The organism is Paraburkholderia graminis (assembly GCF_003330785.1).
Lineage (GTDB): Bacteria > Pseudomonadota > Gammaproteobacteria > Burkholderiales > Burkholderiaceae > Paraburkholderia > Paraburkholderia graminis.
This window is the reverse complement of sequence record NZ_CP024934.1, coordinates 214,265-238,220: the sequence shown is the minus strand read 5'-3', so window position 1 is coordinate 238,220 and position 23,956 is coordinate 214,265. Positions and strand designations below refer to the sequence as shown.

General features: G+C 63.4%; 23 protein-coding genes, 1 tRNA gene and 1 pseudogene. 9 read left to right on the top strand and 16 right to left on the bottom strand.

Annotation, left to right across the window (positions count from 1 at the left end; genetic code table 11):
• Positions 1–163: 163 nt before the first annotated feature.
• The 6 genes from CUJ91_RS01055 to CUJ91_RS01025 form a co-directional block, all read right to left on the bottom strand.
• A complete protein-coding gene (locus CUJ91_RS01055) occupies positions 164–427 on the bottom strand; it encodes a PAAR domain-containing protein (RefSeq protein WP_114155707.1) in 264 nt (87 codons plus the stop codon).
• Positions 428–1,278: 851 nt separating this feature from the next.
• Positions 1,279–1,354: transfer RNA gene (locus CUJ91_RS01045), tRNA-Ala, on the bottom strand.
• A 64-nt stretch (positions 1,355–1,418) separates the two neighbouring features.
• Positions 1,419–1,766 (bottom strand): c-type cytochrome, encoded by a 348-nt coding sequence (locus CUJ91_RS01040; RefSeq protein WP_006050466.1) that lies wholly within the window; start codon positions 1,764–1,766, stop codon positions 1,419–1,421.
• On the bottom strand, positions 1,766–2,557 hold the full coding sequence (locus tag CUJ91_RS01035) for a BON domain-containing protein (RefSeq protein WP_006050467.1): 792 nt from the start codon (positions 2,555–2,557) through the stop codon (positions 1,766–1,768). The genes CUJ91_RS01040 and CUJ91_RS01035 overlap by 1 nt, the downstream gene beginning before the upstream one ends.
• A 25-nt stretch (positions 2,558–2,582) precedes the next feature.
• Positions 2,583–3,170 carry a phosphoheptose isomerase gene (locus tag CUJ91_RS01030; RefSeq protein WP_006050468.1) on the bottom strand — a complete coding sequence of 196 codons (588 nt, stop codon included), beginning with the start codon at positions 3,168–3,170 and terminating at the stop codon, positions 2,583–2,585.
• A gap of 255 nt (positions 3,171–3,425) precedes the next feature.
• Positions 3,426–3,953, bottom strand: a complete 528-nt coding sequence (locus tag CUJ91_RS01025; RefSeq protein ID WP_114155705.1) for a YraN family protein — start codon at positions 3,951–3,953, stop codon at positions 3,426–3,428.
• Between the two features lie 37 nt (positions 3,954–3,990).
• Between CUJ91_RS01025 and rsmI the strand changes: the two genes are divergently transcribed.
• Positions 3,991–4,869 (top strand): 16S rRNA (cytidine(1402)-2'-O)-methyltransferase, encoded by an 879-nt coding sequence (gene rsmI, locus CUJ91_RS01020; protein WP_006050470.1) that lies wholly within the window; start codon positions 3,991–3,993, stop codon positions 4,867–4,869.
• A gap of 148 nt (positions 4,870–5,017) precedes the next feature.
• On the opposite strand, the gene CUJ91_RS01015 is transcribed toward rsmI, so the two are convergent.
• Entirely contained in the window at positions 5,018–5,620 is a 603-nt protein-coding gene (locus CUJ91_RS01015; protein WP_374710149.1) for a septal ring lytic transglycosylase RlpA family protein, read from the bottom strand.
• A 644-nt stretch (positions 5,621–6,264) separates the two neighbouring features.
• Here CUJ91_RS01015 and CUJ91_RS01010 point away from each other — a divergent pair.
• The 3 genes from CUJ91_RS01010 to CUJ91_RS01000 all read left to right on the top strand — a co-directional run bounded on the left by CUJ91_RS01010 (position 6,265) and on the right by CUJ91_RS01000 (position 8,084).
• On the top strand, positions 6,265–6,909 hold the full coding sequence (locus CUJ91_RS01010; RefSeq protein WP_006050472.1) for an MBL fold metallo-hydrolase: 645 nt from the start codon (positions 6,265–6,267) through the stop codon (positions 6,907–6,909).
• Positions 6,906–7,535, top strand: a complete 630-nt coding sequence (locus CUJ91_RS01005) for a 3'-5' exonuclease family protein (RefSeq protein ID WP_006050473.1) — start codon at positions 6,906–6,908, stop codon at positions 7,533–7,535. The genes CUJ91_RS01010 and CUJ91_RS01005 overlap by 4 nt, the downstream gene beginning before the upstream one ends.
• A 90-nt stretch (positions 7,536–7,625) precedes the next feature.
• A complete protein-coding gene (locus CUJ91_RS01000) occupies positions 7,626–8,084 on the top strand; it encodes an Lrp/AsnC family transcriptional regulator (protein ID WP_006050474.1) in 459 nt (152 codons plus the stop codon).
• 186 nt (positions 8,085–8,270) lie between these two features.
• On the opposite strand, the gene CUJ91_RS00995 is transcribed toward CUJ91_RS01000, so the two are convergent.
• From CUJ91_RS00995 to CUJ91_RS00985, 3 genes are all read right to left on the bottom strand, one after another.
• The gene (locus CUJ91_RS00995) at positions 8,271–9,512 is read right to left on the bottom strand and encodes a cation diffusion facilitator family transporter (RefSeq protein ID WP_044021448.1); all 1,242 of its coding nucleotides are present in this window, start codon (positions 9,510–9,512) and stop codon (positions 8,271–8,273) included.
• Between the two features lie 325 nt (positions 9,513–9,837).
• Positions 9,838–10,140, bottom strand: coding sequence for an H-NS histone family protein (locus CUJ91_RS00990; RefSeq protein ID WP_006050476.1), 303 nt, complete (start codon positions 10,138–10,140; stop codon positions 9,838–9,840).
• A 395-nt stretch (positions 10,141–10,535) separates the two neighbouring features.
• On the bottom strand, positions 10,536–11,198 hold the full coding sequence (locus tag CUJ91_RS00985; RefSeq protein WP_006050477.1) for a HugZ family pyridoxamine 5'-phosphate oxidase: 663 nt from the start codon (positions 11,196–11,198) through the stop codon (positions 10,536–10,538).
• A gap of 307 nt (positions 11,199–11,505) precedes the next feature.
• On the opposite strand from CUJ91_RS00985, the gene CUJ91_RS00980 reads away from it, so the two are divergent.
• Entirely contained in the window at positions 11,506–12,717 is a 1,212-nt protein-coding gene (locus CUJ91_RS00980; protein ID WP_114155704.1) for an MFS transporter, read from the top strand.
• Between the two features lie 253 nt (positions 12,718–12,970).
• On the opposite strand, the gene CUJ91_RS00975 is transcribed toward CUJ91_RS00980, so the two are convergent.
• Together CUJ91_RS00975 and CUJ91_RS00970 are read right to left on the bottom strand one after the other, a co-directional pair.
• Positions 12,971–14,116, bottom strand: a complete 1,146-nt coding sequence (locus CUJ91_RS00975; protein WP_006050479.1) for a branched-chain amino acid ABC transporter substrate-binding protein — start codon at positions 14,114–14,116, stop codon at positions 12,971–12,973.
• 468 nt (positions 14,117–14,584) lie between these two features.
• The gene (locus tag CUJ91_RS00970; RefSeq protein WP_114156659.1) at positions 14,585–15,697 is read right to left on the bottom strand and encodes an NAD(P)H-dependent flavin oxidoreductase; all 1,113 of its coding nucleotides are present in this window, start codon (positions 15,695–15,697) and stop codon (positions 14,585–14,587) included.
• A gap of 310 nt (positions 15,698–16,007) precedes the next feature.
• Between CUJ91_RS00970 and CUJ91_RS00965 the strand changes: the two genes are divergently transcribed.
• A complete protein-coding gene (locus CUJ91_RS00965) occupies positions 16,008–16,706 on the top strand; it encodes a dienelactone hydrolase family protein (protein WP_006050482.1) in 699 nt (232 codons plus the stop codon).
• Between the two features lie 209 nt (positions 16,707–16,915).
• Complete coding sequence (locus CUJ91_RS00960; RefSeq protein WP_114155703.1) at positions 16,916–18,454, top strand: amidase; 1,539 nt, start codon at positions 16,916–16,918, stop codon at positions 18,452–18,454.
• Positions 18,455–18,487: 33 nt separating this feature from the next.
• On the opposite strand, the pseudogene CUJ91_RS34660 reads toward CUJ91_RS00960, so the two are convergent.
• The 4 genes and pseudogenes from CUJ91_RS34660 to CUJ91_RS00940 all read right to left on the bottom strand — a co-directional run.
• Positions 18,488–18,737, bottom strand: a pseudogene (locus CUJ91_RS34660) (MFS transporter); the annotation flags it as partial.
• A 49-nt stretch (positions 18,738–18,786) separates the two neighbouring features.
• Positions 18,787–19,098 (bottom strand): high-potential iron-sulfur protein, encoded by a 312-nt coding sequence (locus CUJ91_RS00950; protein ID WP_006050484.1) that lies wholly within the window; start codon positions 19,096–19,098, stop codon positions 18,787–18,789.
• A gap of 155 nt (positions 19,099–19,253) precedes the next feature.
• Positions 19,254–20,360, bottom strand: coding sequence for an NAD(P)/FAD-dependent oxidoreductase (locus CUJ91_RS00945; RefSeq protein ID WP_114155702.1), 1,107 nt, complete (start codon positions 20,358–20,360; stop codon positions 19,254–19,256).
• 253 nt (positions 20,361–20,613) lie between these two features.
• Entirely contained in the window at positions 20,614–21,591 is a 978-nt protein-coding gene (locus CUJ91_RS00940) for an AAA family ATPase (protein WP_029969498.1), read from the bottom strand.
• A gap of 290 nt (positions 21,592–21,881) precedes the next feature.
• On the opposite strand from CUJ91_RS00940, the gene CUJ91_RS00935 reads away from it, so the two are divergent.
• Positions 21,882–22,421 (top strand): hypothetical protein, encoded by a 540-nt coding sequence (locus CUJ91_RS00935; protein WP_114155701.1) that lies wholly within the window; start codon positions 21,882–21,884, stop codon positions 22,419–22,421.
• Positions 22,422–22,577: 156 nt separating this feature from the next.
• Entirely contained in the window at positions 22,578–23,375 is a 798-nt protein-coding gene (locus CUJ91_RS00930) for an endonuclease/exonuclease/phosphatase family protein (protein ID WP_006050488.1), read from the top strand.
• Positions 23,376–23,956 lie beyond the last annotated feature (581 nt).

Here is a 23,956-nt window from a genome sequence, read left to right as displayed (position 1 = left end):
GCTTCCATCTGAAATCGAAACAGATTGCTACGACGCGCAGTCGCCACTAATCGCGAGTTCCAACGCCATGCGGTGAGAACATGGTCAGCGTGCATGACGAGCGAACATGAACCATAGATAGACCCTCTCTCTATGACTTCAACTTCGCGGCGCCAATTGTCGACTATGACTTCCCCGACGACGACAGACTCGAAATCAGCGTCGCTCCGCAAGACGTCTTGTGTCCGTCAAATGCCACGGCGCGGCCGTTGATCTTCACATTCTCATCCCCCTCTGCAATCACGCAGTCGCGATGGCCACTGGTCGGGCAGGTGCATCTATCGCCTATGCGCGCCACGCCCCTCCCCATAACCAGCGACGTTTCGCTGCCAGTAACCACCTTACCGCCGTGACTTGTACTGTCACCAATGCGTATCACACCTCGCATTCTGTACCTCACTGGTCCTTTCAAAAGACGAGGCATCCCCTGACGCGTTGCCTAAACCCAGTGACAGCTTCCCGAGTTTCGTTGTCCCTGTAGGCCTCATCGATCAGGCCTCCGATGTATGACCAGCTGGTTGCGCTTTTCACGGACGACCCGCTCTTGGTGCTTCCTCTGCAATTCCGCGACGCGTGCGACCAGTGCATCCACCGAGTGCCGCGCCGACTCGCCGCCCGCACTACTTGGTCCTCGCCCCTGCACGGAAGCGCGGACAATGCTGCCCCTCAAATCATCGAGCGGCATGACTCACCACCTGACGTCGTTCTGCGCGCGCTTCGCTACTGATTCGGCCTTAGTTGGGCGACCCCGCCGGCGCTTTTCAGGTGACGCCAGTGCCGTCGCGTTCGGAGAGTCGGCTGCGGCGACGTGTAGACCAATCCATCTCTCTACATCTTCAGCGCGCCAAAGAAGGCGCTTCGTGTTGGGGAGGCGGCAGATCGGCGGAAGGGACTGAGGATTACGCGTCGCATCGCTACGGATGCTGGCGACAGATTTCTGTAGATGCTCAGCGAGCTGATCGACCGTGAGTAGCGCTTGCATGGACATTGGCCCCTTGTTGGCGCCATGTCACATTTGTGCACACAGCGGCGTTGGTTAGCTGATGTATGCAAGGTTGACCCGTGGGGTCACTGAAATCTCGGTAGAGACACGAAGTGTTTTCTACCAATGAGCTGCGCGATCTCGAATCACTGCGCAGCGCCACAAATTTGCCACACCCCGTGTGCAAAAACCTGCGCCGGAATGCAAAACAACGCACTACATCGCAAGACGTAGTGCGTTGTTTCTAAAGAAAAACTTGGTGGAGAGGAGGAGGATCGAACTCCCGACCTTCGCATTGCGAACGCGACGCTCTCCCAGCTGAGCTACCCCCCCACTATCGAAACAATTCTAGCACAGCCCTTTTCGGTTTTGCCAAGCCGCAACGGGCCACAAAACCTCACTTCGACGGCGCCCCCGCAAGCACCCAACCGACTACAGTACGGACATCCGCATCGCTCATCGACTGATGCGCCGGCATGGGAATCATGCCCCACACGCCCGAGCCGCCGTCCTTCACCTTGCGCGCCAATTTTCCGGCCGCCTGCGCATCGCCCTTGTACCGGGCGGCGATCTGCTGGAACGACGGGCCGACCAGCTTGCGATCCACCGCATGGCAGCCCATGCACGCATTCGCATTCGCGACACGCTGACCAGCGGGTACATCGGCGGCAAACGCTTGAGATGCAAACACAAGCGCCACCGAGCCCGCCATCAACGCCATAAAAACACCGCCAACCCCACGCATCACTGCGGCGCCTTCGGATTGCCCGGATGCACCGCGTTCGAATTCGTGACCGGCGCCGGCGCCTGCTGTTCAAGCGGCCGCGCGCTCACCGACGAATCCGGAATCGCGCCCACCGTCGCCGCGCTCGCGTCGGGCTGCGACGCGGCGACCGGAGCCGTTGCCGCAGCAGCGGCCGCCGCAGCGGCTTCCTGCGGCTGGATGTACTGGAACACCTTCACGACCTGCGTCACGCCCGGCACCCGGCTCGCGACGTCCGCGCCGCGATTGCCTTCATCCATCGTGACGAGGCCCATCAGATACACCGAACCGCGCTCGGCCACGACCTTGAAATCGTTCGCCGAAATATCCTTCTCGGCGATCAGCGCCGTTTTCACGCGCGTCTCGAGATACGTGTCGTTCGTGCGCGACGAGAACGAACTCGCGGGCATGATCGCCAGTTCGTTGACGATCGTATTCACGTTGTTCAGTCCGCGCACGATGCTCTCTGCGCGCTGCTTCGACGCGTCCCCCGCGACTTCGCCGGTCAGCAGCACGCGGCGATTGAACACCGTCACGTTGACGTGCGCCGAGTCCGGCAGGTTCTGGCTCGTCTGCGAAAGCGCCTTCACCTGAATCTCGCGGTCTTCGGTCTGCGCGCCGAGCGTGCGCCGGTCGGTAGCCATCAACGCGCCGCCGCCCGCCGCGCCCGCAACGGCGAGAAAGCAACCCTGCAACGTCGCGGACAACCCCGCCGCAAAACCCACCACCAGCACGGTTCTCACCAGTGTCTTCTTGACGCGGAATACGCTCATCAACTAGCTCTCCTTCGGATCGTTCTCAGTCTTCGCCCAGCAACATGGCATCGATGCCGTCGCACAGACAATGGATGGTCAGCAAATGCACTTCCTGGATACGCGCGGTGCGATCCGACGGCACGCACACGTGGATGTCGGTATCGCTCAGTATTTCCTGCATGCGTCCGCCGCCTTTTCCGCTCAGCGCGACGACGATCATTTCGCGCTCATGCGCAGCTTCGATCGCGGCGATCACATTCGCGGAATTGCCGGACGTGCTGATCGCGAGCAACACATCGCCCGGCTGTCCGAGTGCCCATACCTGCTTCGAGAAAATCTGCTCGAACGAGTAGTCGTTGGCGATCGCGGTAAGCACGGACGTATCGGTGCTGAGCGCGACGGCCGGCAAGCCGGGCCGCTCGCGCTCGAAGCGGCCAATCAGTTCCGCGGCGAAGTGTTGCGCGTCGGCGGCCGAGCCGCCATTGCCGCAAGAAAGAATGCGATTGCCGTTGGCAAGCGCGGCGAACATCGTGTCGATCGCTGCAGCGATCGGCATCGACAAGGTTTCCAGGGCTTCGAGTTTGACTGCCGCGCTATCGCGGAAGTGTTGTTGAATGCGTTCGACTGACATCGAGTCTCTATCTTCTACCGCGAGTGGGCCGCAATGCGCAGCCATGTTGTGAAGTCGTATGAATGAAGTCGTGCAGCCTGCCGTGCCGCTGCGGTGAACGTGTTACGCAACGCGTGACGCGACATACGTGAATCCGAAGAACACCTCGCGAAATGCGCTGTACGGAGCACTGTTATGCCGCATGTCGTCCGCCGCCCCGTAGCTCGCACGCGAGCGCAAGTTTATCGCACTAACACGCGTTGTCCGCGCATTGCGTCAGACTTCGTCGGCGCGGAAAGCATCGCGCAGCCACACGAGCCGCCCCGCTTCGAAGGCAATCACGTCGAAGCGGCAAGCGGGCTGGGCGCCTTGCTGCGACACCTGCGTCGCGAGGTAATGCTGCGCGGCGCGCACGATCCGCTGCCGCTTCTGCCACCCGATGCTCGCCGCGGCGCCGCCATACTTGCGTTGAGCGCGCGCCCGGACTTCGACGAAGACCAGTGCGCCATCGCGCTCGCGCATGACCAGATCGATTTCGCCGCCGCGGCACGACACATTGCGCGCGACCAACCGCAAACGCTGGCGCTGCAGAAACTCCTGCGCGTGTGCTTCGAAAGCGGCGCCGACGAGCTTGGACCCGGGTTGCGTGGAAAAGTTGTCGCGCATGGGCGCATGCGGTTTTGGCGGCCTACGCTCCTGCTCCTGCTCCTGCTCCTGCTCCTGCTCCTGCTCCTGCTCCTGCTTCGAGCGAGACGCGCTCCGAGCACGCACGCCGCCAGGACCTGGTGCCCCTGCGTGGCACAATGACGGCCTCATTCCGTCCGTCTGCGTTTTCTGCCTCATGACTTCTCTCTCCGAACTCGCGCAAGGACAGCAGTACCCTGCCGCCGCGCTGTATGTGGTGGCCACGCCGATCGGCAACGTCGCCGACATCACGCTGCGCGCGCTGCACGTACTCGGTCTCGTCGACCGCATCGCCGCGGAAGACACGCGCAACACGGGTCAGTTGCTCGCGCGCTATGGAATCTCGAAGCCGCTCATCGCCGTCCATCAGCACAACGAGCGAGCCGCGGCGCAACGCATCGTCGAACATTTGCAGGCGGGCGAGCGGGTGGCGTATGTGTCCGACGCAGGCACGCCCGGCATCTCGGACCCAGGCGCAAAGCTCGTCGATGCAGCGCGCGAAGCGGGCTTTGCGGTCGTTCCGCTGCCGGGCGCAAGCGCGCTTGCCACCGCACTGAGCGCGGCGGGCGACTGGGTCGCGACGTTCTCGTTCCTCGGCTTTCTTCCGCCGAAAGCCAAAGCGCGCGCCGCCACACTTCAGGGGCTCGCCCATCATCCGCATGCGCTGGTCTTCTACGAAGCGCCGCATCGCATCGTCGAAACGGTGCAGGCGCTGGCCGATACGTTGGGCGGCGAGCGCAAGCTGCTGATCGCGCGAGAACTGACGAAGTTACACGAAGCGCTGCATTGCGGCACCCTGGCCGAAGGGCCAACGTGGCTCGCCGCCGATCCAAACCGGCAACGCGGAGAATTCGTACTGGTAGTGGAAGGCGCGCAGCAGGAAGCGGCCGGCGAACACGATCATGATGCGTTGCTCGAAACGCTGCTCGAAGAATTGACGGTGAGCAGCGCGGCCAAAATAGCGGCGGCGATCACCGGCGCGTCGCGCAACGCGTTGTACACGCGCGCGCTCGAGCTCAAGAAAGAAGAGGACTGACGCGCGAAGCGGCCGCGCCGCAAGCACAGCGGGATACGTCACGCAAAACAAAAGGGCCGCTCATACCGATGAGCGGCCCTTCTTGCATTTACACGCAGCAGCGTGGCTGTTCGTCATGCGAGGCAGCGCCCAAAGCGCCGCCGCAAAATCATTTCTGCGCAGTCGATCCCGAGTTGGACGCCAGCGTTTCGTCGCGTGCGGCGCGCGCTTCTTCCTGCGTCAAACCTTCGATCTTCACGCGCGCCGTGCCGGCGTGGCGCATATCGAGCACGTTCGCCGCCGCCATCGACAGATCGATCACCCGGCCGCGCGCATACGGACCGCGGTCGTTGATTCGCACGACGACCGAGCGCGACGTGGCGGGATTCGTCACGCGCACATATGAGCCGAGGGGCAGCGTGCGATGCGCGGCAGTCAGCGCGTGCATGTCGTAACGTTCGCCATTCGCGGTGCGGCGGCCATGGAAACCGCGGCCATACCAGGAGGCGCGGCCGATCTGATGAAAGTCCGACACGTCGGTGCCGTCATCGGTGAGCGGTTTGGCGTCGGCCAGCGACGAGCCCTGGACGGCGACGTCCGAGGCCGGCGCGCTGCCGTAGGCTTGCGGTCCGAAGGACGCTGCTTGCGCGTTTTTTGTGCGGAGCGGCACAGCGTTTGCAACGCTGTTGTCGGCCCCCGGCGGCGTGGCGCAACCGGCCAGCACAAAAAAGGCGAAAAGAGTCCCCAGACTACGGGATAACCGAGTTTTCATAAGACGTGCAATCACATTGTCGAGCCGCATCACGCGAAGTTGAGCGTGTTGCCTGCGACTCCGGCGGCAAAGGACGACAACGCGCCGCGCAGACGAGCGCAGTACGTCGAAGCCCGGATGCAGCTCACTGAGCCGCTACCGCACGGTTAATTTTCACGTCTGGCGCAACCTGTCCCCGGCAGCCTGACCAGACCCCACATGCCGCCATCGAACGTGGCAAACACGTTCTTGCGCGCGAAAGTTCAGCGCGCAGGAACGGCGGCGTAGGCCCCACCCAGCGTCACGACCGTTAAAGTCGTAGCAGGCGCGCGGCGCCTGGCTGGGCAAGACGTGTGCATCGAATGCATCGATACCTGATGGCCGTCATACCGCGACGGCCCTTACTTGAGTGGCGATCCGCGCGCCCATTTTTGATGGGGACGCATCGCCTTGTGGCAGCACGATTCCTCGTGCATGGGGTCCATTATACCCAAAACAGAAGTCTGCGTTGCTAAGCGACTGAAAACCTTGATGAATCTTCACCATTGCTGCAAGAATCGACAGACAAAAGCCGCAGGCGCGGCGTTTGCGGGGAGGCGACAAGCCTCGGCGCGCGCCGGAAAGACGCCGGTACAATCAACGTTTTCACTGCGGCGCCGTCATCCATGAAAGTCACCTTGATCCCCGTTACGCCGTTCCAGCAAAACAGCTCGCTGCTCGTTTGCGAGGCGACCGGACGCGCGGCCGTCGTCGATCCGGGCGGCGATCTCGACATCATTCAAGGCGAGATCGCGCGGCAGAAGGTGAGCGTCGAAAAAGTGCTGCTGACGCATGGCCATATCGACCACTGCGCCGGCGCGAAGACGCTGGCCACGCATTACGGCGTGCCGATCGAAGGCCCGCATCCGGACGAACGTTTCTGGCTCGACAAGCTGCCGGATCAAAGCACGCGCTTCGGCTTTCCGGCTGCGCAGGCGTTCGAGCCCGACCGTTGGCTCGACGACGGCGACACCGTGCAGTTCGGCGATGAAACGCTCGAGGTCTATCACTGCCCCGGCCACACGCCGGGCCACGTCGTGTTCTTCAGCCGCGCGCATCGGCTCGCGCTGGTCGGCGACGTGCTCTTCGCGGGCTCCATCGGCCGCACGGATTTTCCGCGCGGCAACCACGCCGATCTGATCCGCTCGATCCGCGAAAAACTCTGGCCGCTCGGCGACGACGTCACGTTCGTGCCGGGCCACGGTCCCACGTCGACGTTCGGCGCGGAGCGTCGCAGCAATCCCTATGTCGCCGACGGAGTCGCCGCATGAGCAGCGAAATCTATGTCAGTACCGACGTCGAAGCGGACGGCCCGATTCCCGGCCCGCATTCGATGCTGAGTTTCGCCTCGGCCGCCTACACGGAGGACAAGCAGCTGATCGCCACGTTCTCCGCCAATCTGGAATTGCTCGACGGCGCGGCGCCCCATCCGGTGCAGGAAGCGTGGTGGAAGACGCAGCCCGAGGCGTGGGCGGCCTGCCGTACCGACTTGCAGCGTCCGGACGCGGCGCTCGCGGCCTACGTCGACTGGGTCGAGGCGCTGCCCGGCAAGCCGGTGTTCGTCGCCATGCCCGCCGGCTTCGACTTTACGTACATGTTCTGGTACATGATGCGCTTTGTCGGCCGCTGCCCGTTTTCGTGGTCGGCGCTCGACATCAAGACGCTCGCCTTCGCGATGACCGGCCTGCCGTATCGCAAGAACATCAAACCGCGCTTTCCGAAACACTGGTTCGACGAGCATCCGCACACGCACGTCGCGCTCGATGACGCCATCGAACAGGGCGCACTTTTCTGCAACATGCTGAAGGATCTGCGCACGATGCAGGCCGCCAGCCTTGCGTCGGCGCAAGAAGGGGACGCCTCAGGACAAAATCCCGCTGAGGAACCGGCAAATTAGGTAATCTCCCTCGCGGGAGGCGTTTTGCATTGCGTTTCGTTTTCGCGCCCTCTACCATGCGGTGATACGGCGACGCAAACGGAGGCGCAGTTGACACTCGATACGTTCTCTCAAAAAATTCTGCGCCTTTTGCAGTTAGATGCACGCCGTTCGGTGCAGGAAATATCCGATCAGGTCGGCCTGTCGAGCACGCCATGCTGGCGGCGCATCAAGGACATGGAGCAGTCGGGCGTGATCCAGCGCTACACCGCGCTGCTGGATCGCGAAAAACTGGGGCTGCACGTGTGCGCGCTCGCGCACATTCACCTCACGCGTCACACCGAAGGCGGCGTCGAACAGTTCGAGCGGGAGATCGCCACCTGCCCGGAAGTCACCGAGTGCTACAGCACGACCGGCGAATCCGATTACATCCTCAAGATCGTCGCGCCGGACATCAAGGCGTACGACACGTTTCTGCACGAACGCATCTTCAAGATTCCCGCGGTGGCGCAAGTGCGCACGAGCGTCGTGCTGCGCGAGATCAAGTTCGATACGCAGTTGCCGCTTTGAGGGGATGCGCTTTGATGCGCTTCGCTTCGATGGGGTTTGATGCGCGTCGGTGTGCCAGAGGTGCACGTGTGATGCGCCTGATGGTCCGCAATCCGCCGATGATGCGCCGGCGAGCCGCCGCAATCCATCAAGAGCGCCGTTCGGCATGGCGACGCGGCCCGCCGCGCGTTGCGTTGCTCTCAAGCCTCAGTTAGTGCCATGCGGCACTGTGGTACGGCGACGACCATGGCCCGTAGCGCCCGCCTGCGTGGACGAACCGCTTTGCGTCGACGGCGTGCTCACCTCGCGTAACACCTCCAGCTTGCGCGCACCGAGCCGGCGCTTGAGCGCGGCGAGATCCACGCGCTCGAGCCCCTCTGCGTCGCCCTTGCCGGACCCATGCGAAGGCAGCGCCGGCAGCACGACTTCGACGTCGAGCCCCGTGCTCAGATAATGAATGTTGACCGCGGCCGCCTTCACGCCGCCGGCGGCCAATGCCGCGTTGACGTCCGCGACGATCCGCTCGCGCGGCGGCAAACCGACGGGCGGATGCGCGACGGCATCGTTCTCGGGATCGACGTGAATCAGCGCGTCCAGCACGCGGCTGTCGTTCAGCACGCGCAGGCGCGCAGTCTCCGCGATGTAGTGCCCCTCGGAAACCGAGATGAGCGGATCGACCAGAATATGCGCGTCGACAAGCGCGAAATCTCCCATTTTCCGCGTGCGTAATTCGTGGACGTCGCGCACGCCTGGCGTGGACAGCAGCAGCGCGCGCATGTCGGCGGTGGCGGCATCGTCGAGCGCGCGGTCGGACAGATCCTGCAGCGCGTCCCATCCGAACATCCAGCCCATGCGCGCCACCATGAAACCGACGATCGCCGCCGCGATCGGATCGAGCAGCCGCACGCCCGCAAGGCTGCCGAGAATACCGAGCGCAACCACCAGCGACGACGCCGCGTCCGAGCGCGCATGCCACGCATTCGCGATCAGCATGGCCGAACGCACGCGCTGAGCTTCCCGCAGCATGTAGCGAAACAGTCCCTCTTTGGAGACGAGGACGAGCACGGCCACGATAAGCGCGCTCAGATGAACGGCGGGGATGCTCTCGAGATCGGCGAGACGCGTACCGGCACGCCATAACATGCCGAAGCCGACCGCAATCAGCAGCGCGCCGAGAAAGAGCGATGCGACCGTTTCGTAACGGCTATGGCCGTAATTGTGATCGGCATCCGGCTTTGCGCCGCTGTGCCGATTGGCAAACAGCACGACAAAATCGGAAATGAGATCGGCGAGAGAGTGGATGCCGTCAGCCACCAATGCCTGCGAGTGCGCGAACACACCGACGGCGATTTGCAGCGCCATCAATACCGTATTCAGCGCAATACTGACAAACGTACTTTTGCGCGCGACGCGGTGTTTTTCAGCGGACTCAATGGCGGCGGAAGGCATCATGGAAGCGGTGGGTGTTCAACCTCTCCATTCTACCCGTCCGGTCTTAAGAATGAGCGCCCACGCCAACAAACATCTTTTAGAATCAATCGCTTATGAAAACGAAAAGCATTCGCATTCGAATTGCGCGAAGCGGCAGTGCGCGTGGCACACACACGATTTGAACGGACGACAAAAAAGCCGCGCCTGGAAACTGCGCGGCCTTAGTGAATGAGTCCAGCGCACTCGCGACGCGAGCCTCATTCGTATTACGTTAATGCTACACATGCGAGAGGCATTACACCTGATTAATTCCGGGCAAGCACTCAGTAAGCCTGGCGCCTGATTACTTCTGAATGAGAAACTTGTCGCGATCCATGCCCGCAATCCAGCGCGGCGGTTTGCCGCGGCCCGACCACGTGCTGCCGCTTTCCGGGTCACGATATTTAGGCGCAACGCCGGCACGCGGACGAGCGGCTTTTGCACCCTTGGGCGCGCGCCCGCCGCCGAGTTCGCTCAGCGAAATGCCGTAGTCGGCCATTTTCTGTTTGATTTCGTTCAGCACTTCCGCGTATTCGCGCGACTTCGCCTCTTCGATCTGCTTTTCCAGCTTCTCTCGCTGCGCGAGTAGTTCCTTGTAGGAAGACATAGGTTCCCTTGTGGTTTGGATTAACGACTGCCAGTCTTAAGCCGGCTTGCCCTTTGAAGGTGTTCATGCCTCGGAATTTGAACGCGAGATTAACACAAAATAGAAAGACTACAAACGCGTCCGCGTAAAACTAATACTTGTCCGTTTCAAAAACTTTCGCGGCGAGGCGCTGTCACGCGTCAGCTTTCATTTAGCCACTCCGCGTTTTTTGCAGACGAAGCGTCGCGCGAATCGGTAAATATGGGATTAATTATCAGCGCATGAAAATTAAGACAGTTTCCGCAAGCAAACATTTCATTGCATGAGAGCTTCGACATGAAATGTCGGCACATATTTGAAGCACTTTGGGCCCACCGTTTTCGGCGATAAGGTTTTCCCGAATAGGCAATAAACGCCTAATTGGCCCGCCGTCGAATGCAATCTTCTAGCGCCGCACGCAATGTTTCCATGTCCAGCTTCGCGCTTTCGAATGCGAAACGTTTGCGCAGACCGTTTTGCCGCAAATCGACGCCATATCTGTCGACGCCGATTAGCCGGTAGCCGCAGGCGTCGGACACTGCGTCGGCAAATTCGCCGATCAGCGCGTCTTCCTCGTCGTGCTCAAGCACCGGCAGCGGGTCGAGTTCATCGCCGCCGAGCCAGCCCATCGCGCCGAATCCGCCGATATAACGCAGGCGGTCGAGCTTCATCGTCCAGAACGTGAAGTCGCCGAGGACAAGATAGCGCTCCGCGTCTGGGTGATAGCGCAGATACCGCGCGACGAGTTCCGGTGCCGGGTCGACCGGTTCGAAGGTGCCGAGCAACGTGACGCGCTGACCGTTGAGCACGTCGCCGTCCGGCGCATCGACGACGAGGAAGCCGGCACGCGGATCGGCGTGCAGGTTATGCGTGTGCTCGGCGAGCCGGCTCACCAGAATCGTCGGCCGATGCTGTTCATCAGGCGCAAACGGCAGCACCGACGGATAAGGGAAGCCTTCGGGCTGGCGCGCGTGCGTCGCCAGCGTGCCGACCGCGGCGGTATGCAACAGGTGCAATGGAGCTTGTGCGGGAATGTTCAAGTGCGTTCCTTTCGTCGATGAGCGAATTCTTGCCGTCCGTGATGCGCGGATTGGCGTGACGTGCAATGCCGGCTGCCCGCCTATATATATATTGCATGCACCTCGTGGATTCGCGGATTCGCGGATTCGCGGATTCGCGGATTCGTGAGTCGCTGGGCGCTCACATCCGCGAACCGTCTGCCAACGCGCGACGAATCCAGCAAAAGCGCAATTCCGTGGGTTCAAGCATAAGACAGCGCCCTTCGTTAGAATCGGAAATTCGCTTTCAGTGCGCTTTCTTCCGCATCTTCCTCCTCACGAGACTCCCGTGTCCGATCGCTCCACCGACTTCGCCGCCATCCCCGCCGCTCACCGGAACCTGTCCGACACCGCGCGTCAGCGAGCGCGCATCGCGACGATGGCGCTGTTTTTCATCGCCGGGATGGTGTACGGCTCGTGGGGCGTGCATGTGCCGACCGTGCGCGACCGCTTCCACCTGAGTCCCGCCTTGCTGTCGGTCGCGCTTCTCGCGGTTGCCGGCGGCTCGATCGGCGCGATGGCCGCGAACGCGTCGTGGATTGCGCGCGTCGGCACGCGCCGCGCCTGCCTCACCGGCGGGCTCGTGATGTCGGTCTGCGTCGCGTTGATCCTCGTGGTGCCGTTCTACTGGATGCTGCTGGTCGTGCTGGCCCTGTTCGGCGCGGGCATGGCCACGCTCGACGTCGCGATGAACGCCGAAGCGAGCGCCGTCGAAAAGGCGCTGCGCAAGCCGATCATGTCGTCGTTGCACGGCATGTTCAGCGTCGGCGGGATGGTCGGCGCGGCGGTCGGCGGCGCGCTGCTCGCGCACGGCATGGCGCCGGCCGTGCATCTCGGCTTGGCCGCGGCCGTCAGCGCGCTGGTGCTGATCGCGGCCTGCCCTTCCGTGTTGCCGCACGTGCCGCACGACGAACATCCCGACTCGGCGACGCCGCGTGCGAACCGCTGGCGCTCGCCCGCGTTGTGGGCGCTCGGCACGGTCGCGCTCGTCGCGCTGATCGCCGAGGGCGCGATGTACGACTGGGCGACCGTCTATATGCGCGATGTCGTCCTCTCTTCGCCGGCCGCCGCGAGCGCCGCGTATGCCGCGTTTTCGAGCGGCATGGCAGCCGCGCGTTTTGCCGGCGACGCGGTGCGGGCGCGCTTTGGCGCTCCGCAACTGGTGATGGCCAGCGCGACGCTGGCGCTCGCCGGCATGATCGGCGCGCTGTTGGTGCCGACGCCGGTCGCGGCGCTGACCGGCTTCACGCTGATGGGCCTTGGTCTCGCCAACATGATGCCGGTGCTGTTCGCGGCCGCCGCGAGCGTGAAAGGCATCCACGCTGCCGAAGGGCTCGCGCACGTCGCCGGGCTGGCTTACTTTGGGATGCTGTTTGGGCCGGTCCTGATCGGCGCGGTGGCGCAGGTGACGAATCTGTCGATCGGACTGTCCGTGGTCGCGGTGTGCTGTGCGCTGATTGCGATCGCGGGGCCGAAGGTGCTGCAGCGGCTGAAGATTTAGCGGCCAGGCGCTGCTGCCCTCGCCTGTTTCGTCGATTGGCGCGGAGGGGGCGGGTCGCGTTGGTTGCGATAGCCGTTACTCCTCTTAGAACGCAAGCAACGCGGGCAACGCGCCCGACGCACGCAACGCGACGAACACGGCTGACGCCAACCACCAACCACCACCCCAAAACAAAAGGCACGCGACCGAAGGTACGCGTGCCTTTCCAATCATGCGATCACGGACAGCGCAAGCTGCCCGCACCCATGCGGTATTACATCTTCACCACGTCGAGCAGCGTCTTCTTGCCCGACTTGTAGTTGTACAGCGAGATCACGCCGTGCTTCAGATCGCCCTTCGAGTCGAAGGTCGTCTGGCCGATCACACCCTTGTAGTCGGTGTTCGGCATTGCAGCGAGGATCTTCGACGGATCGGTCGAGCCAGCGCGCTTCATTGCGTCGACGATGATGTACACAGCGTCATACGTGAACGGAGCGTAGATCTGGATCGGTTGACCGAAACGCTTCAGGTACTTCGCCTGGAACGCCGAACCGCCTTCCATCTTCTCGAGCGCCATGCCGGCTTCCGAGCAGACGATGTTGTCGGTTGCGTCGCCAGCGAGGTCCGACAGCTTGTCGGTACACACGCCGTCGCCTGCCAGCACCTTCGCGCGCAGGCCGAGCTGCTTGGCTTGCTTCGCGAACGGGCCGCCGGTGGCGTCCATGCCGCCGTACATGATCGCGTCCGGGTTTTCGCCCTTGATCTTCGTCAGAATCGCGCGGAAGTCGACAGCCTTGTCGTTCGTCGCGTCATGCGACATCACGTTCAGGCCCAGCGACTTTGCGGTCTTTTCGAATTCGTTCGCGAGACCCTGGCCGTAAGCGGTCGAGTCGTCGACGATCGCGACGCTCTTCACTTTCAGACCCTTGGCTGCGTAGTTAGCCAGTGCCGGACCTTGTTGCGCGTCGGTCGCAACGACGCGGTACGTCGTCTTGAAACCTTGTTGCGTATAGGCCGGGTTCGTTGCCGACGGCGAGATCTGCACGATGCCTGCATCGCTATAGATCTTCGAAGCCGGAATCGACGTGCCCGAGTTCAGGTGGCCGACCACTGCCACAACCTTGTCGTCGACCAGCTTCTGCGCGACTTGCGTAGCAGTACGCGGGTCGGCTGCGTCGTCTTGTGCGTCGAGTTGCAGCGTGACTTTCTGGCCGCCGATCGTCAGGCCCTTCGCGTTGATTTCTTCAACCGCGAGGCGTGCGCCGTTTTCGTTGTCTTTCCCCAGGTGAGCGATACCGCCAGTCAGCGGTGCAACGTGACCGATCTTGACGACCGTGTCGGCTGCAGCCGATGTTGCCAACGTCGCGAACAGCATCGCCGCAGCGCTGATCGGCAACAGCTTTTGAATCTTGATGTTCATGTAAGTCTCCAGTTTCGGTCCCAAAAACAACGTAATCGCCCTGTGCCCCCGCTTCCCCAACACGTGTCGCTCAGTCCCGTGGACGACCACGCCGGTTGCATCGTTCATGCACTTGGCCAGTACGTCTGCCGGACTGTTTGTGACAGGCGGCAACCCGTACTTGCGCGCAAGTGTAGGCTATCAAATTAATTTGTGGGACTTTTTTGAGGAAGTGGGATGAACACTAATAGCGTTTATCCAGTGGCGCCGGCTTCCGGCTTGCGTCGCGGGCTGGAAAGCACCGGCCCATGCGGGTTTCCGCTATATGAGCAACGCATCGGCGAGTAAGCGCTAAAGGTTTTAGCGAGTCAAACCGTTAATGGTTCGAATGAGGCGGAATACGTCGAAATGGATTCGAGCGGCCGGCACTTTTTTTGAAAACGACGCGCGCCGCAAGCGGGGGCGGCACGCGTCCTGACTCGTCGCGGTTCAGCGTTTAAATCCAGCGACGAACGCCGCGATGCCGGCGCTTGCCGCACGCCATTCGTCGTCGAGTTGGGCCATCAGTTCTGCCGCGCCGAAGTCCTCGCGCCGCGAGCGGCCGAGCGGCGCACCTTGCCCCGACCACAGCGACAGATAATCGCCGTTCTGCGCGCGGCCGGCCGTCTGACGCAACTCCTGCGTCAATGCGTTCTGCACGGGATACGGCGCGATCTTCTGCGGCGCTTCGCTCAGGCGCTGCATCAGCGGATTGCGGATGCCGCGCGCGTGGCGGCCAGTGATCGCGTAGGTCACCGAAGTCGACGTGTCGGAAATCGAGCGCAGCCGGTCTTTCCATGCCTGCGGTATCGCGCTTTCGCGGGAAGTCAGGAACGCGGTGCCCATGACCGCGGCTTGCGCGCCGAGCGCGAGCGCGGCGACGATTCCCCGTCCGTCCATGATGCCGCCGGCGGCGAGCACCGGCAGTCCGGTTGCGTCGACGACTTGCGGCACGAGCGCCATCGTGCCGACCAGCGCTTCTTCGAATGAACCGATGAACGTGCCGCGATGCGCGCCCGCCTCCGAACCCTGCGCGGCGATCGCATCGGCGCCCGCGTCGCGCCACGCGACGCCTTCCGCAACATGCGTCGCGGTGCCGATTACATATTGACCGTTCGCCTGCAGCCGCGCGACGTCTTCGCGTGACAGCAGCCCGAACGTGAAGCTGACCACCGGCACACGCGATTCGATCAGCGCCTCCAACTGCGCGCGAAAATCCGGCGCGTAGCGTTCGAGCGGCCGGCCCGGCGGCAAACCTAGGTCCGCGCGCACCGGGTCGATGGCTTCGAGCGCGCGGCGCACGGTGGCGTCGTCGGGCGCGGCAGGCTGCAGCACGAACAGATTGACGCCGAACGGGCGATCCGTCAGCGCGCGAATCGCCGCGACGTCGCTCGCGATTTTCTCCGGCGACAGCGCCGCACCGGCCAGCGTGCCGAGGCCGCCGCTATTCGACACGGCCGCGACCAACTCGGGCGTCGTGGCGCCCGCCATCGGCGCCTGCACGACCGGCACACGCAAGCCAAAACGCTCGGCAAACGGCGTCACAAAACTGCCTTCACTCATGATCGATTCTCCTTCGCGCAATCCGCTCGCCATCCCCGCGAGACCTTACCGTGGACTCTACCGGCGCGACGCGCAACAGGAAAATGAATAATCGAGAACGTTCGGATCGTCCAATGAGATTGCCTTGACGATGCCCGTCGAACGGGCTTTCGAAGGCTGTTCGCAAGGCTTTGCCGGGGGTGCCTGCACCGGCTTTCTTTTGGTGGCACACTGACCGCCCGCTTCAGGCATTCGCGCCTCTTGCATTCGTTTTGTCTCAACTCGCCCACTCAATTCATTCGCGCGACCGCGCGCGATTACGGAGGACACCATGAGCATCACTTCGCGATGGATCGACATTCCCGCCGGCAACGACACGTTCGGCGGCTATCTCGCGCTGCCCAAAAGCGGCAAGGGACCGGCTGTCATCATCATTCAGGAAATCTTCGGCGTGAACAGCCATATCCGCTCGGTCGCGGATCAATATGCGCAAGACGGCTACGTCGCGCTCGCACCCGACGTGTTCTGGCGCGTGCAGCCGCGCGTCGAGTTGACGTATGAAGGCGCGGACCGCGCGAAGGGCGTCGAACTGATGCAGAAGCTCGACGCAAACCAGGCGGCCGACGACATCGGCGCAACGGCCGCGGCGCTGCGCGCGATGCCCGAAGTCACCGGCAAGATTGCGGCAATCGGCTTCTGCTTCGGCGGACTGCTTGCATATTTGACGGCCGCGCGCGGCAGCGTCGACGCCGCGGTCGCCTATTACGGCGGCGGCATTCAGAACAAGCTCGACGAAGCCGCGAAGGTCAAAGTGCCGATGCAGTTTCACTACGGCGAACTCGACCAGCATATTCCGCTGTCGGCCGTCGGTCAGATTCAGGAGCGCTTTGCCGGCCGCACCGATGCCGAGTTCCACATCTATCCGAACGCGGATCACGGCTTCAACTGTTCGGACCGTGCGTCGTACAACCAGCGCGCCGCCGCGCTCGCGCATGGCCGCACGCTGACGTTCCTCGGCGAGCGGCTGTAAGTCGGGCAAGTGACGCAAGTCACGCACTGACGCGATAGGCTCGCCGCGGCGGCGCGCGAGTCGGTTACGCTTGATGGGCGGCGCGCCGCGTCCGCTCTCTTTGCGTCGATGCACGCGGCGGCAAATCACGGCGTAGCTGTGCCGCCGCGTCGCCGCTTGCGTGCATCGACGATGGACATCCCACATCCGCCAGCGAGGTCCTTTCCGCCGTGCTATCAGACTATCTCGCCCATGACGCCCTCGGCCTGGCCGAACTCGTGCGGACTCGCGAAGCCAGCGCGCGCGAGTTGCTGGACACAGCGATCTCGCGCACGGAAGCGGTCAATCCCGCGATCAACGCGATCGTGCTGAAGGACTACGAAGCCGCCCGCGAACGCGCGTCGCGTTACGACGCGAGCATGGCGAACGGCATCAACGGCGCAAATGGCGCGGACGCCGACAGCCCGCAAACCGCGCAGACCGCGCTCGCCGGCGTGCCGTATCTGATCAAGGATCTGGGCGCCGCCGTCGCGGGCCTGCGCATGACGATGGGCAGCCGTCACTATCGCCACTTCATTCCCACCGACGACGCGCCCGTCGTCGCACTCGCCAAAGCGGCGGGCCTCAACATCTTCGGCAAGACGAGCACGTCGGAGCTCGGTCAAATGCCTTATACGGAGCCCGAACTATTCGGTGCGTGCCGTAATCCGTGGAATCTCGACCATACGCCCGGCGGCTCGAGCGGCGGTGCGGCAGCGGCAGTCGCGGCGGGCATCGTGCCGCTCGCGCATGCATCGGACGGCGGCGGCTCGATCCGCATCCCCGCGTCGTGCTGCGGACTGTTCGGGCTCAAGCCCTCGCGTGGACGCGTGCCGCGCATGCCCGCCGCGGTCGCGGCCGGCGAACTCGGCGTCGATCACGCCATCTCGCGCAGCGTACGCGACAGCGCGGTGTTGCTCGACCTGCTCGCGGGCAACGCGGACCGTCCGCTCGGCGCGCCGGGTACGTTTCTCGGCGCGAGCCGCGAGCCGTGCAAACCGCTGAACATTGCGTACGTGACCGAGCCGATGCTCGCCCCGTCGCTTTCCGCCGATGCACGCGCCGCGCTCGAAGACGCCGCGCAACTTGCAAGCTCGCTCGGACACAACATCGAGCCTGTTTCGCTCGGGATCGATTTCGACGCGGTCAGGCACGCGTTTCTCACGCTGTGGTCCGTCACGGCGGAAGACCTCGTGCTGAACGCCGAGCGCATCACCGGACGCAAGCCGTCGCGCGACGAGTTCGAAATCTCGACGTGGGCGATGGCGCACGTGGGCCGCAAGCTCGGTGAGCGCGGCCTGCCCGGGGCGCTCGAAGAACAGCGCCGCATCACCGAACGTCTGACCGATCTGTTGAGCCGCTACGACGTGATCCTCTGCGCGACGCTCGCCGCGGCGCCCATCAAGATCGGCGAGATGCATCCGACGCAGGCCGAGCGCATGCAGATGCGCGCAGTCAGCGCGATGCCGCTCGAGCCGCTGATGAAGAAGTTGCTCGCCGAGGCGTCGAACAAGGCGTTTGCGTGGGCGGGCTGCACCGAGCTCTTCAATCTGAGCGGCCAGCCGGCCATGTCGATACCGCTTTACTGGAATGCGCGCGGACTTCCCGTTGGCGTGCAGTTCGCGGCCCGCGACGGCGGCGAAGCCACGCTGCTGCGCCTTGCCGCGCAACTCGAAGCGGCACGGCCGTGGTTCGACAAGCGTCCGCCGCTGATCAAGGCGCGCAGCTAGGCGGTGCGATGTGAGGTGAACGGTTTGCGTCGCGCGTGCGTCGGCATCGACGTGACGATGGCCCGGCATGCAAGCCACTGCGACGATCGACGCAGCCAGTCCGCGCATCAAGTAATAAGTCGGTGGGAGCGGCGAGCCGCTCGCCTCGGTAAGCGACGTGACGACGAACGGTCCAAAGCCGCCGAACATCGTCACGGCAATGCGGTAGACCAACGATAAACCCGTGCAGCGCAAATCCGCAGGGGAACAGTTCGGCGATCAGCGCGCCGAACTGCCCGTCATATTGCAGCGCACTTCAGCCAACGCATGAAGGCAGCGTGAGAACCACGCGATCAGGCCTTCTTGTTATACGCACTGCACCAGCCCTTCGCCGCAACCTGCTTGCCGGCGAACATCGGACACGGCGCGTACGGATCGCTCGCTTTGCCCTGATAGAAGCTGCAATTGCCGCAGTCCTGGCCCGGTGCGTACTTGGCGAACTTCGCCTTGTCGACCTTGCTGGCGTCTTCCTTGTAGCCGAGCGCCTGTGCGGTCGGGTCGCTTTCTGCGACCTTCGGTGCATCGGCGAATGCCTGGCGGGACAGTGCCAGCGACGAGGCCACGCCGATACTGGAAATCAAAAACGTGCGACGGGAAGCTTTCATGGGGACTCACTCCATTTATATTGAACTGATCGCCGTTCTGATGACAGCGGTCCCCAAGGATATCAATGAAGCCGTCTCAGGTGACGGGTCAAATGATAGAGATAAGCGAATCGCAACGACATCAGGCCGCCCGCGTGAAGCGCAACGGCGTGCGCTCATGCGCGGCCGCTCAATTCGCACACCCGCTGCGCGATCGCCAGGCAAGCCGTGAGTCCCGGCGATTCGATGCCGAACAGATTGACGAGTCCGCGCACGCCATGCGCGGCCGGTCCCTGGATCACGAAATCGGCGGCGGGTTCGCCGGGGCCCGACAGCTTCGGACGGATTCCCGCGTAAGCCGGCTGCAGCGCGTTGTCCGGCAGCGCCGGCCAGTAAGCGCGAATCGCTGCGTAGAAAGATTCGGCGCGCTGGGGATCGACGTCGTAGTTGATGGCATCGACCCATTCGACGTCCGGACCGAAGCGCGCCTGGCCGCCAAGGTCGATCGTCAGATGCACGCCGAGTCCTGCTTCGTTCGGCATCGGATAGATCAGGCGGCTAAACGGCGCGCGTCCGGAGATGCTGAAGTAGTTGCCGCGCGCGAGGTAGAGCGGCGGCACATGGCGCGCGTCGAGTCCGCGAATCTTGCGCGCCAGCGCGTTCGCGTGCAGCCCGGCGCTGTTGATCACGCAAGCGGCGCTGATCGTGGTGGGCGCGTCGCCGCCGACCTTGATGATGAAGCGGCCATTGCCCGCCTCGATTGCCTCGACCGGCGAGTGGAACGCGAACATCACGCCGTCGCGCTCGGCGTCGCCTTGCAAGGCCAGCATCAACTGATGACTGTCGACAATGCCTGTCTGCGGCGAGAACACGGCCGCCACGCATTCGAGCGCCGGTTCGAGCGCCTGCGCCTCGCTGCCCGTAATGCGCATCAGGTCGAGCACGCCGTTGTCGCGGCCCTTGGCCATGATGCTGTCGAGCTGCGGAATCTGATTGTTCGACGTCGCGACGAGCAGCTTGCCGCAGCGCGAATGCGGCACGTTACGCTCGACACAATAGTCGTAAAGCATCTCGCGGCCGCGCACGCACAGCGTTGCCTTCAGCGAGCCGCGCGGATAGTAGATGCCCGCGTGAATCACTTCGCTGTTGCGCGAACTCGTGCCCACGCCGATTGCCTCGGCGGCTTCGAGCACGATCACTTCGCGCCCGCGCGCCGCGAGCGCACGCGCCACCGCGAGCCCGACCACGCCCGCGCCGATTACGACACATTCGATCTGGTCCATGTCCCTCGACGCAGCCGACTTCGCTACGCGCCGCCTCGTTCATCCATGTAGATGGCAACAGCATGCGGCCAACGAACGCCGTACACCGCTCGCTGCCGAACGCACTGCCGTTTTGCGACCGTTTTACAACGGTCATCCGACCGCTGCCTCAAATTGTACGACGCCGCGCGCACGGCGATGCGCTCCCGCTGTTTCCAGCGGCAGCGCATCGTGCGGACACTTGCAGTTTTTGGCGGGAATGGACAGTGGCTGCCTAGAAGCCGATCGGCCTGCGACGGTTGCCGAAGTCGAGCCGGATGTCGCCGCCGCCGATCTCGTCGCGTCCGTCGATGCGCGCCGCGCCGAAGCCGTTCAGAATCGCCCGGCGCATTTCGCGAGGCGACGCGTTTTTCAGCGCGTCGAGCGCGTCATCGCCGAGCTGCTCCGGAAAGCGCAGACCCCAGTTGTGGGCGCCGCGGATCTCCGCGTAGATGGACTGCGCGATGCGGCGCGCGCCGTCGCGATCCGGCGGCGGAATCTCATACACGTTCATCCGGTTCATGATCGGCTCGGGAATCGAGCGCGCGTCGTTCGCCGTCGCAATCCATATCACGTGGCCGGCATTGATCGGAATTTCCGCGAATTCGTCGATGAAACTCTGCGCCGTGTCGTGCTCCAGCAGCGCGTACAGCGCACCGAGCGGATCGTATTGCGAGTCGCCGGTAGCCTTGTCGATTTCGTCGACGGTAATCACCGGGTTCGCGTAGCTGCCGTTCACGAGCGCGTCGAACACCTTGCCGGGCTTGGCGTTTTTCCATTGCGACGACGCGCCCGAAAGAATCCACCCGGCCGTCAGCGAGCTCATCGCGACATACTGATAAGCCGTGCCGAGCAGGCGCGCTAACTGCTTCGCAAAATGCGTCTTGCCGATGCCGGGATCGCCGAGCAGCAGAATCGGCATCAGCTCCAGGCGGTCCTCGGTCTCGAGACAGAGCGCGACCTGCTTGCGGATGTCGTCGAGCGGATCGGCGAAGTTCGGCAATGCGTCGATCAGATCGTCGATCGACGGCATGCGGTTCGGCTTCACGCAGAACCGCAGATTGCCGGTTTTCAGCATCTTTTCGTAGGTTGTGCGCAGGGCGTCGTTGGCGCCTTCGCTCAGATCGTTCAGCGCGGTCTCGACCTGATCGAGGTCGTACACCTGACTGAAAGACGCTACGGCGATTTCCTGTCTGACCATTGCTGTTGTCATTGCTCACCCCGTCTGACTGGCCTTGCTAGGCGGCATCCGATGGACGCCGTTTCAGGTCCAGTTTAACGAGGACAGATCGGCACGCAAGCCAGCAGTCGTGCGGCTCTGCTGCTAACAGCCGGTTATGCTGCAAAGCCGCGCCAGGCGCGCAGCGAGCATAACCGGCGCGCTTCGAAATAGATTGTTGCTGAACCCGGCCCCGTTTAACGTGTCAGAAAAGCGTTGCGCTCATCAGGCGTAAGATGGCCCTCTGACCAGGCTGCCGGACGCAGTCACCGGAGATTCGTTCTATGTGGAAAACGTCTATCGCGGCCGTGCTGATCGGCACTTCGATGCTGGCACAGGCGCAGCAGCGGCCGCAGCAGCAGGTCGTGCAATGGCAACTGCAAGTGCTGCTCAATGGGCAGCAGATCGACACCTTCGACGGCACGACCACGGTCGGCCAGGCGCGCACGGACACGCATCACAAGGTGGTGCAGCACAACGTCGGCTGCAAGGATCAGCCGGCGGGCAGCATCGACCTGGCGCGCACGCTCACCGTGTCGCCGCTGCAGGCGGACAGTAACGAAGTGACGCTTTCCATCGAGGCGCAGGAAACGTTCGAGGACAGTGCCGCGCGCCAGACCGACACCGGCTGCAAACTGCCGCCGCAGCCGCGCCAGGTGAGCGCGAGCCATCCTGGTCTGAAGGTGGCGGCAGGTCAATGGGCGAGCTGGACGATCGTCGACAAAGACCCGGCGCTCGTCTACCGCGTCCGCGCAAATCTGACGAATGGCGCCAATGCGGCAAGCGCGACAGATGCGGCGAGCGCGGCCAGTGCGGTGAACTGACTGCGCTGCGAGCCAGCGACAAACCCGCGGCAAATCAGGCGCAAGCGCGTTCCGTCGACGGGGTTGAAAAGCGAAGCTGAAGAGCCAACCTGAGAGACCCGCGAACAACGCATGAACAATCGAAGCTCCGAAAACAGAACACGTGGATAACGCGGCATGCGAAACCCCGAAGAATTGATCCGCGAAAGCACAGCACCCAAGGATTTCGTGGCGGTGAGCTGGAACCTTCACAAGGGCCGCACGCCGCTCGGCTTTCAAGCCTGGCAAGCCATGCAGCGCTGGGTTCAGTCGACCCACGCGGACGCCTATTTTCTGCAGGAAGCGATGGCGCGCCGCATGCCGTCGCCGGTATTGGCGAGCAGCTTCGGCGCGCCCGTCGCCGATCCCTTGAACGATGTCTGGCATTGTCAGGCGACCGAAATCGCGCAGGCGCTGCAACTGGAAATCGCGCTCGGGCCGAACGTGTTCAAGCCATCGTGGCGGCACGGCAATGCGATTCTGTCGCCGCATCCGCTGGATCTCGGCGGACGCTGGGATATTTCCGCGCATCGCTTCGAGAAACGCGGGCTGCTGGTTGCGCGCGCGACCTTCGGCGGACACTCGGTCACCTTGCTGTGCGCGCACCTCGCGCTGACGCGCTCGGCGCGCTTGCGTCAGATGAACTGGATCGCTCACTGGATCGCGAAGGAAGCGCCGGACGGTCCGCTCGTGCTGGCCGGCGACTTCAACGACTGGCGCAACGATTCGGTGCCGCTTTTCGGCGAGCACGGCCTGCATGAAGTGGCCACGCTGCTCGGCGAGGCGGGCCGCACGTTCCCCGCTTTTTCGCCCGCCCTCGCGCTCGACAAAATGTTTGTGCGCGGCATGAAGCCGATCGAATGGATTCCGCCGACGCAGGAAACCGCGTGGCTGTCGGATCATTTGCCGTATATGGCGCGCTTGCGGGTGGAGTGACGGCGCAGGCGTGGTTTTGCATGCGGGCCGGAACGAAATGCGCGCTTTCGATCGACACGATTGCGCTTGCGAACTGTCTGTCACGTAGAAACAAACCAGACGCCGGCTGGGCCTATGCGCTTTCTGCCGAACGCGAGCCTCGGCGCGACGTCACTCGTTGCGCGGTTGCAGCGGGCAAACGCTGACATTCCCGAGCCTGGTTTTCCGCCCGTTTGCCTGCTTTATTGGCAGGGTCTATGCTGCGCCGCACGGCAGCTTTCTGTATCATCCTGAAAATGTTGCCCGCGCGGCGCGCCTACCCGGCGCGAGCCGGACAGCCGGTGGCAGCCGCCCCGCGCGGCCTTCGTCCATCGCCGTACCCTTGGTGACGCGCGGCGGCAAGCACGCCTGGCACTGCCCGTCGCCGGTCGTAATCGGACCCGGCGGACCCGGCGGACCCAGCGAAAACCGGCGCCCGCGCTCTTCGGCCGGAAATCCGCATGATGAGTTCGACGAACGCCGGTTGATCACCGCCGCTCGACCGCTTGATTCGCTGTTTGATTCGCTTTTCGCGCCCCATCGCCGCGTCTCGGCCCGCTGGC

Excerpts from the sequence above, each read along its gene's own strand:
- CUJ91_RS01005 (WP_006050473.1), top strand. The coding sequence starts at position 6,906 with ATGAGCAGCGAAATCTATGTCAGTACCGACGTCGAAGCGGACGGCCCG.
- CUJ91_RS00945 (WP_114155702.1), bottom strand. The coding sequence starts at position 20,360 with ATGGACCAGATCGAATGTGTCGTAATCGGCGCGGGCGTGGTCGGGCTC.
- rsmI (WP_006050470.1), top strand. The coding sequence starts at position 3,991 with ATGACTTCTCTCTCCGAACTCGCGCAAGGACAGCAGTACCCTGCCGCC.
- CUJ91_RS01030 (WP_006050468.1), bottom strand. The coding sequence starts at position 3,170 with ATGTCAGTCGAACGCATTCAACAACACTTCCGCGATAGCGCGGCAGTC.
- CUJ91_RS00970 (WP_114156659.1), bottom strand. The coding sequence starts at position 15,697 with ATGAGTGAAGGCAGTTTTGTGACGCCGTTTGCCGAGCGTTTTGGCTTG.
- CUJ91_RS00965 (WP_006050482.1), top strand. The coding sequence starts at position 16,008 with ATGAGCATCACTTCGCGATGGATCGACATTCCCGCCGGCAACGACACG.
- CUJ91_RS01010 (WP_006050472.1), top strand. The coding sequence starts at position 6,265 with ATGAAAGTCACCTTGATCCCCGTTACGCCGTTCCAGCAAAACAGCTCG.
- CUJ91_RS01015 (WP_374710149.1), bottom strand. The coding sequence starts at position 5,620 with ATGAAAACTCGGTTATCCCGTAGTCTGGGGACTCTTTTCGCCTTTTTT.
- CUJ91_RS00995 (WP_044021448.1), bottom strand. The coding sequence starts at position 9,512 with ATGCCTTCCGCCGCCATTGAGTCCGCTGAAAAACACCGCGTCGCGCGC.
- CUJ91_RS00930 (WP_006050488.1), top strand. The coding sequence starts at position 22,578 with ATGCGAAACCCCGAAGAATTGATCCGCGAAAGCACAGCACCCAAGGAT.
- CUJ91_RS01040 (WP_006050466.1), bottom strand. The coding sequence starts at position 1,766 with ATGCGTGGGGTTGGCGGTGTTTTTATGGCGTTGATGGCGGGCTCGGTG.
- CUJ91_RS00950 (WP_006050484.1), bottom strand. The coding sequence starts at position 19,098 with ATGAAAGCTTCCCGTCGCACGTTTTTGATTTCCAGTATCGGCGTGGCC.
- CUJ91_RS01055 (WP_114155707.1), bottom strand. The coding sequence starts at position 427 with ATGCGAGGTGTGATACGCATTGGTGACAGTACAAGTCACGGCGGTAAG.
- CUJ91_RS00990 (WP_006050476.1), bottom strand. The coding sequence starts at position 10,140 with ATGTCTTCCTACAAGGAACTACTCGCGCAGCGAGAGAAGCTGGAAAAG.
- CUJ91_RS01035 (WP_006050467.1), bottom strand. The coding sequence starts at position 2,557 with ATGAGCGTATTCCGCGTCAAGAAGACACTGGTGAGAACCGTGCTGGTG.
- CUJ91_RS00940 (WP_029969498.1), bottom strand. The coding sequence starts at position 21,591 with ATGACAACAGCAATGGTCAGACAGGAAATCGCCGTAGCGTCTTTCAGT.
- CUJ91_RS00935 (WP_114155701.1), top strand. The coding sequence starts at position 21,882 with ATGTGGAAAACGTCTATCGCGGCCGTGCTGATCGGCACTTCGATGCTG.
- CUJ91_RS00975 (WP_006050479.1), bottom strand. The coding sequence starts at position 14,116 with ATGAACATCAAGATTCAAAAGCTGTTGCCGATCAGCGCTGCGGCGATG.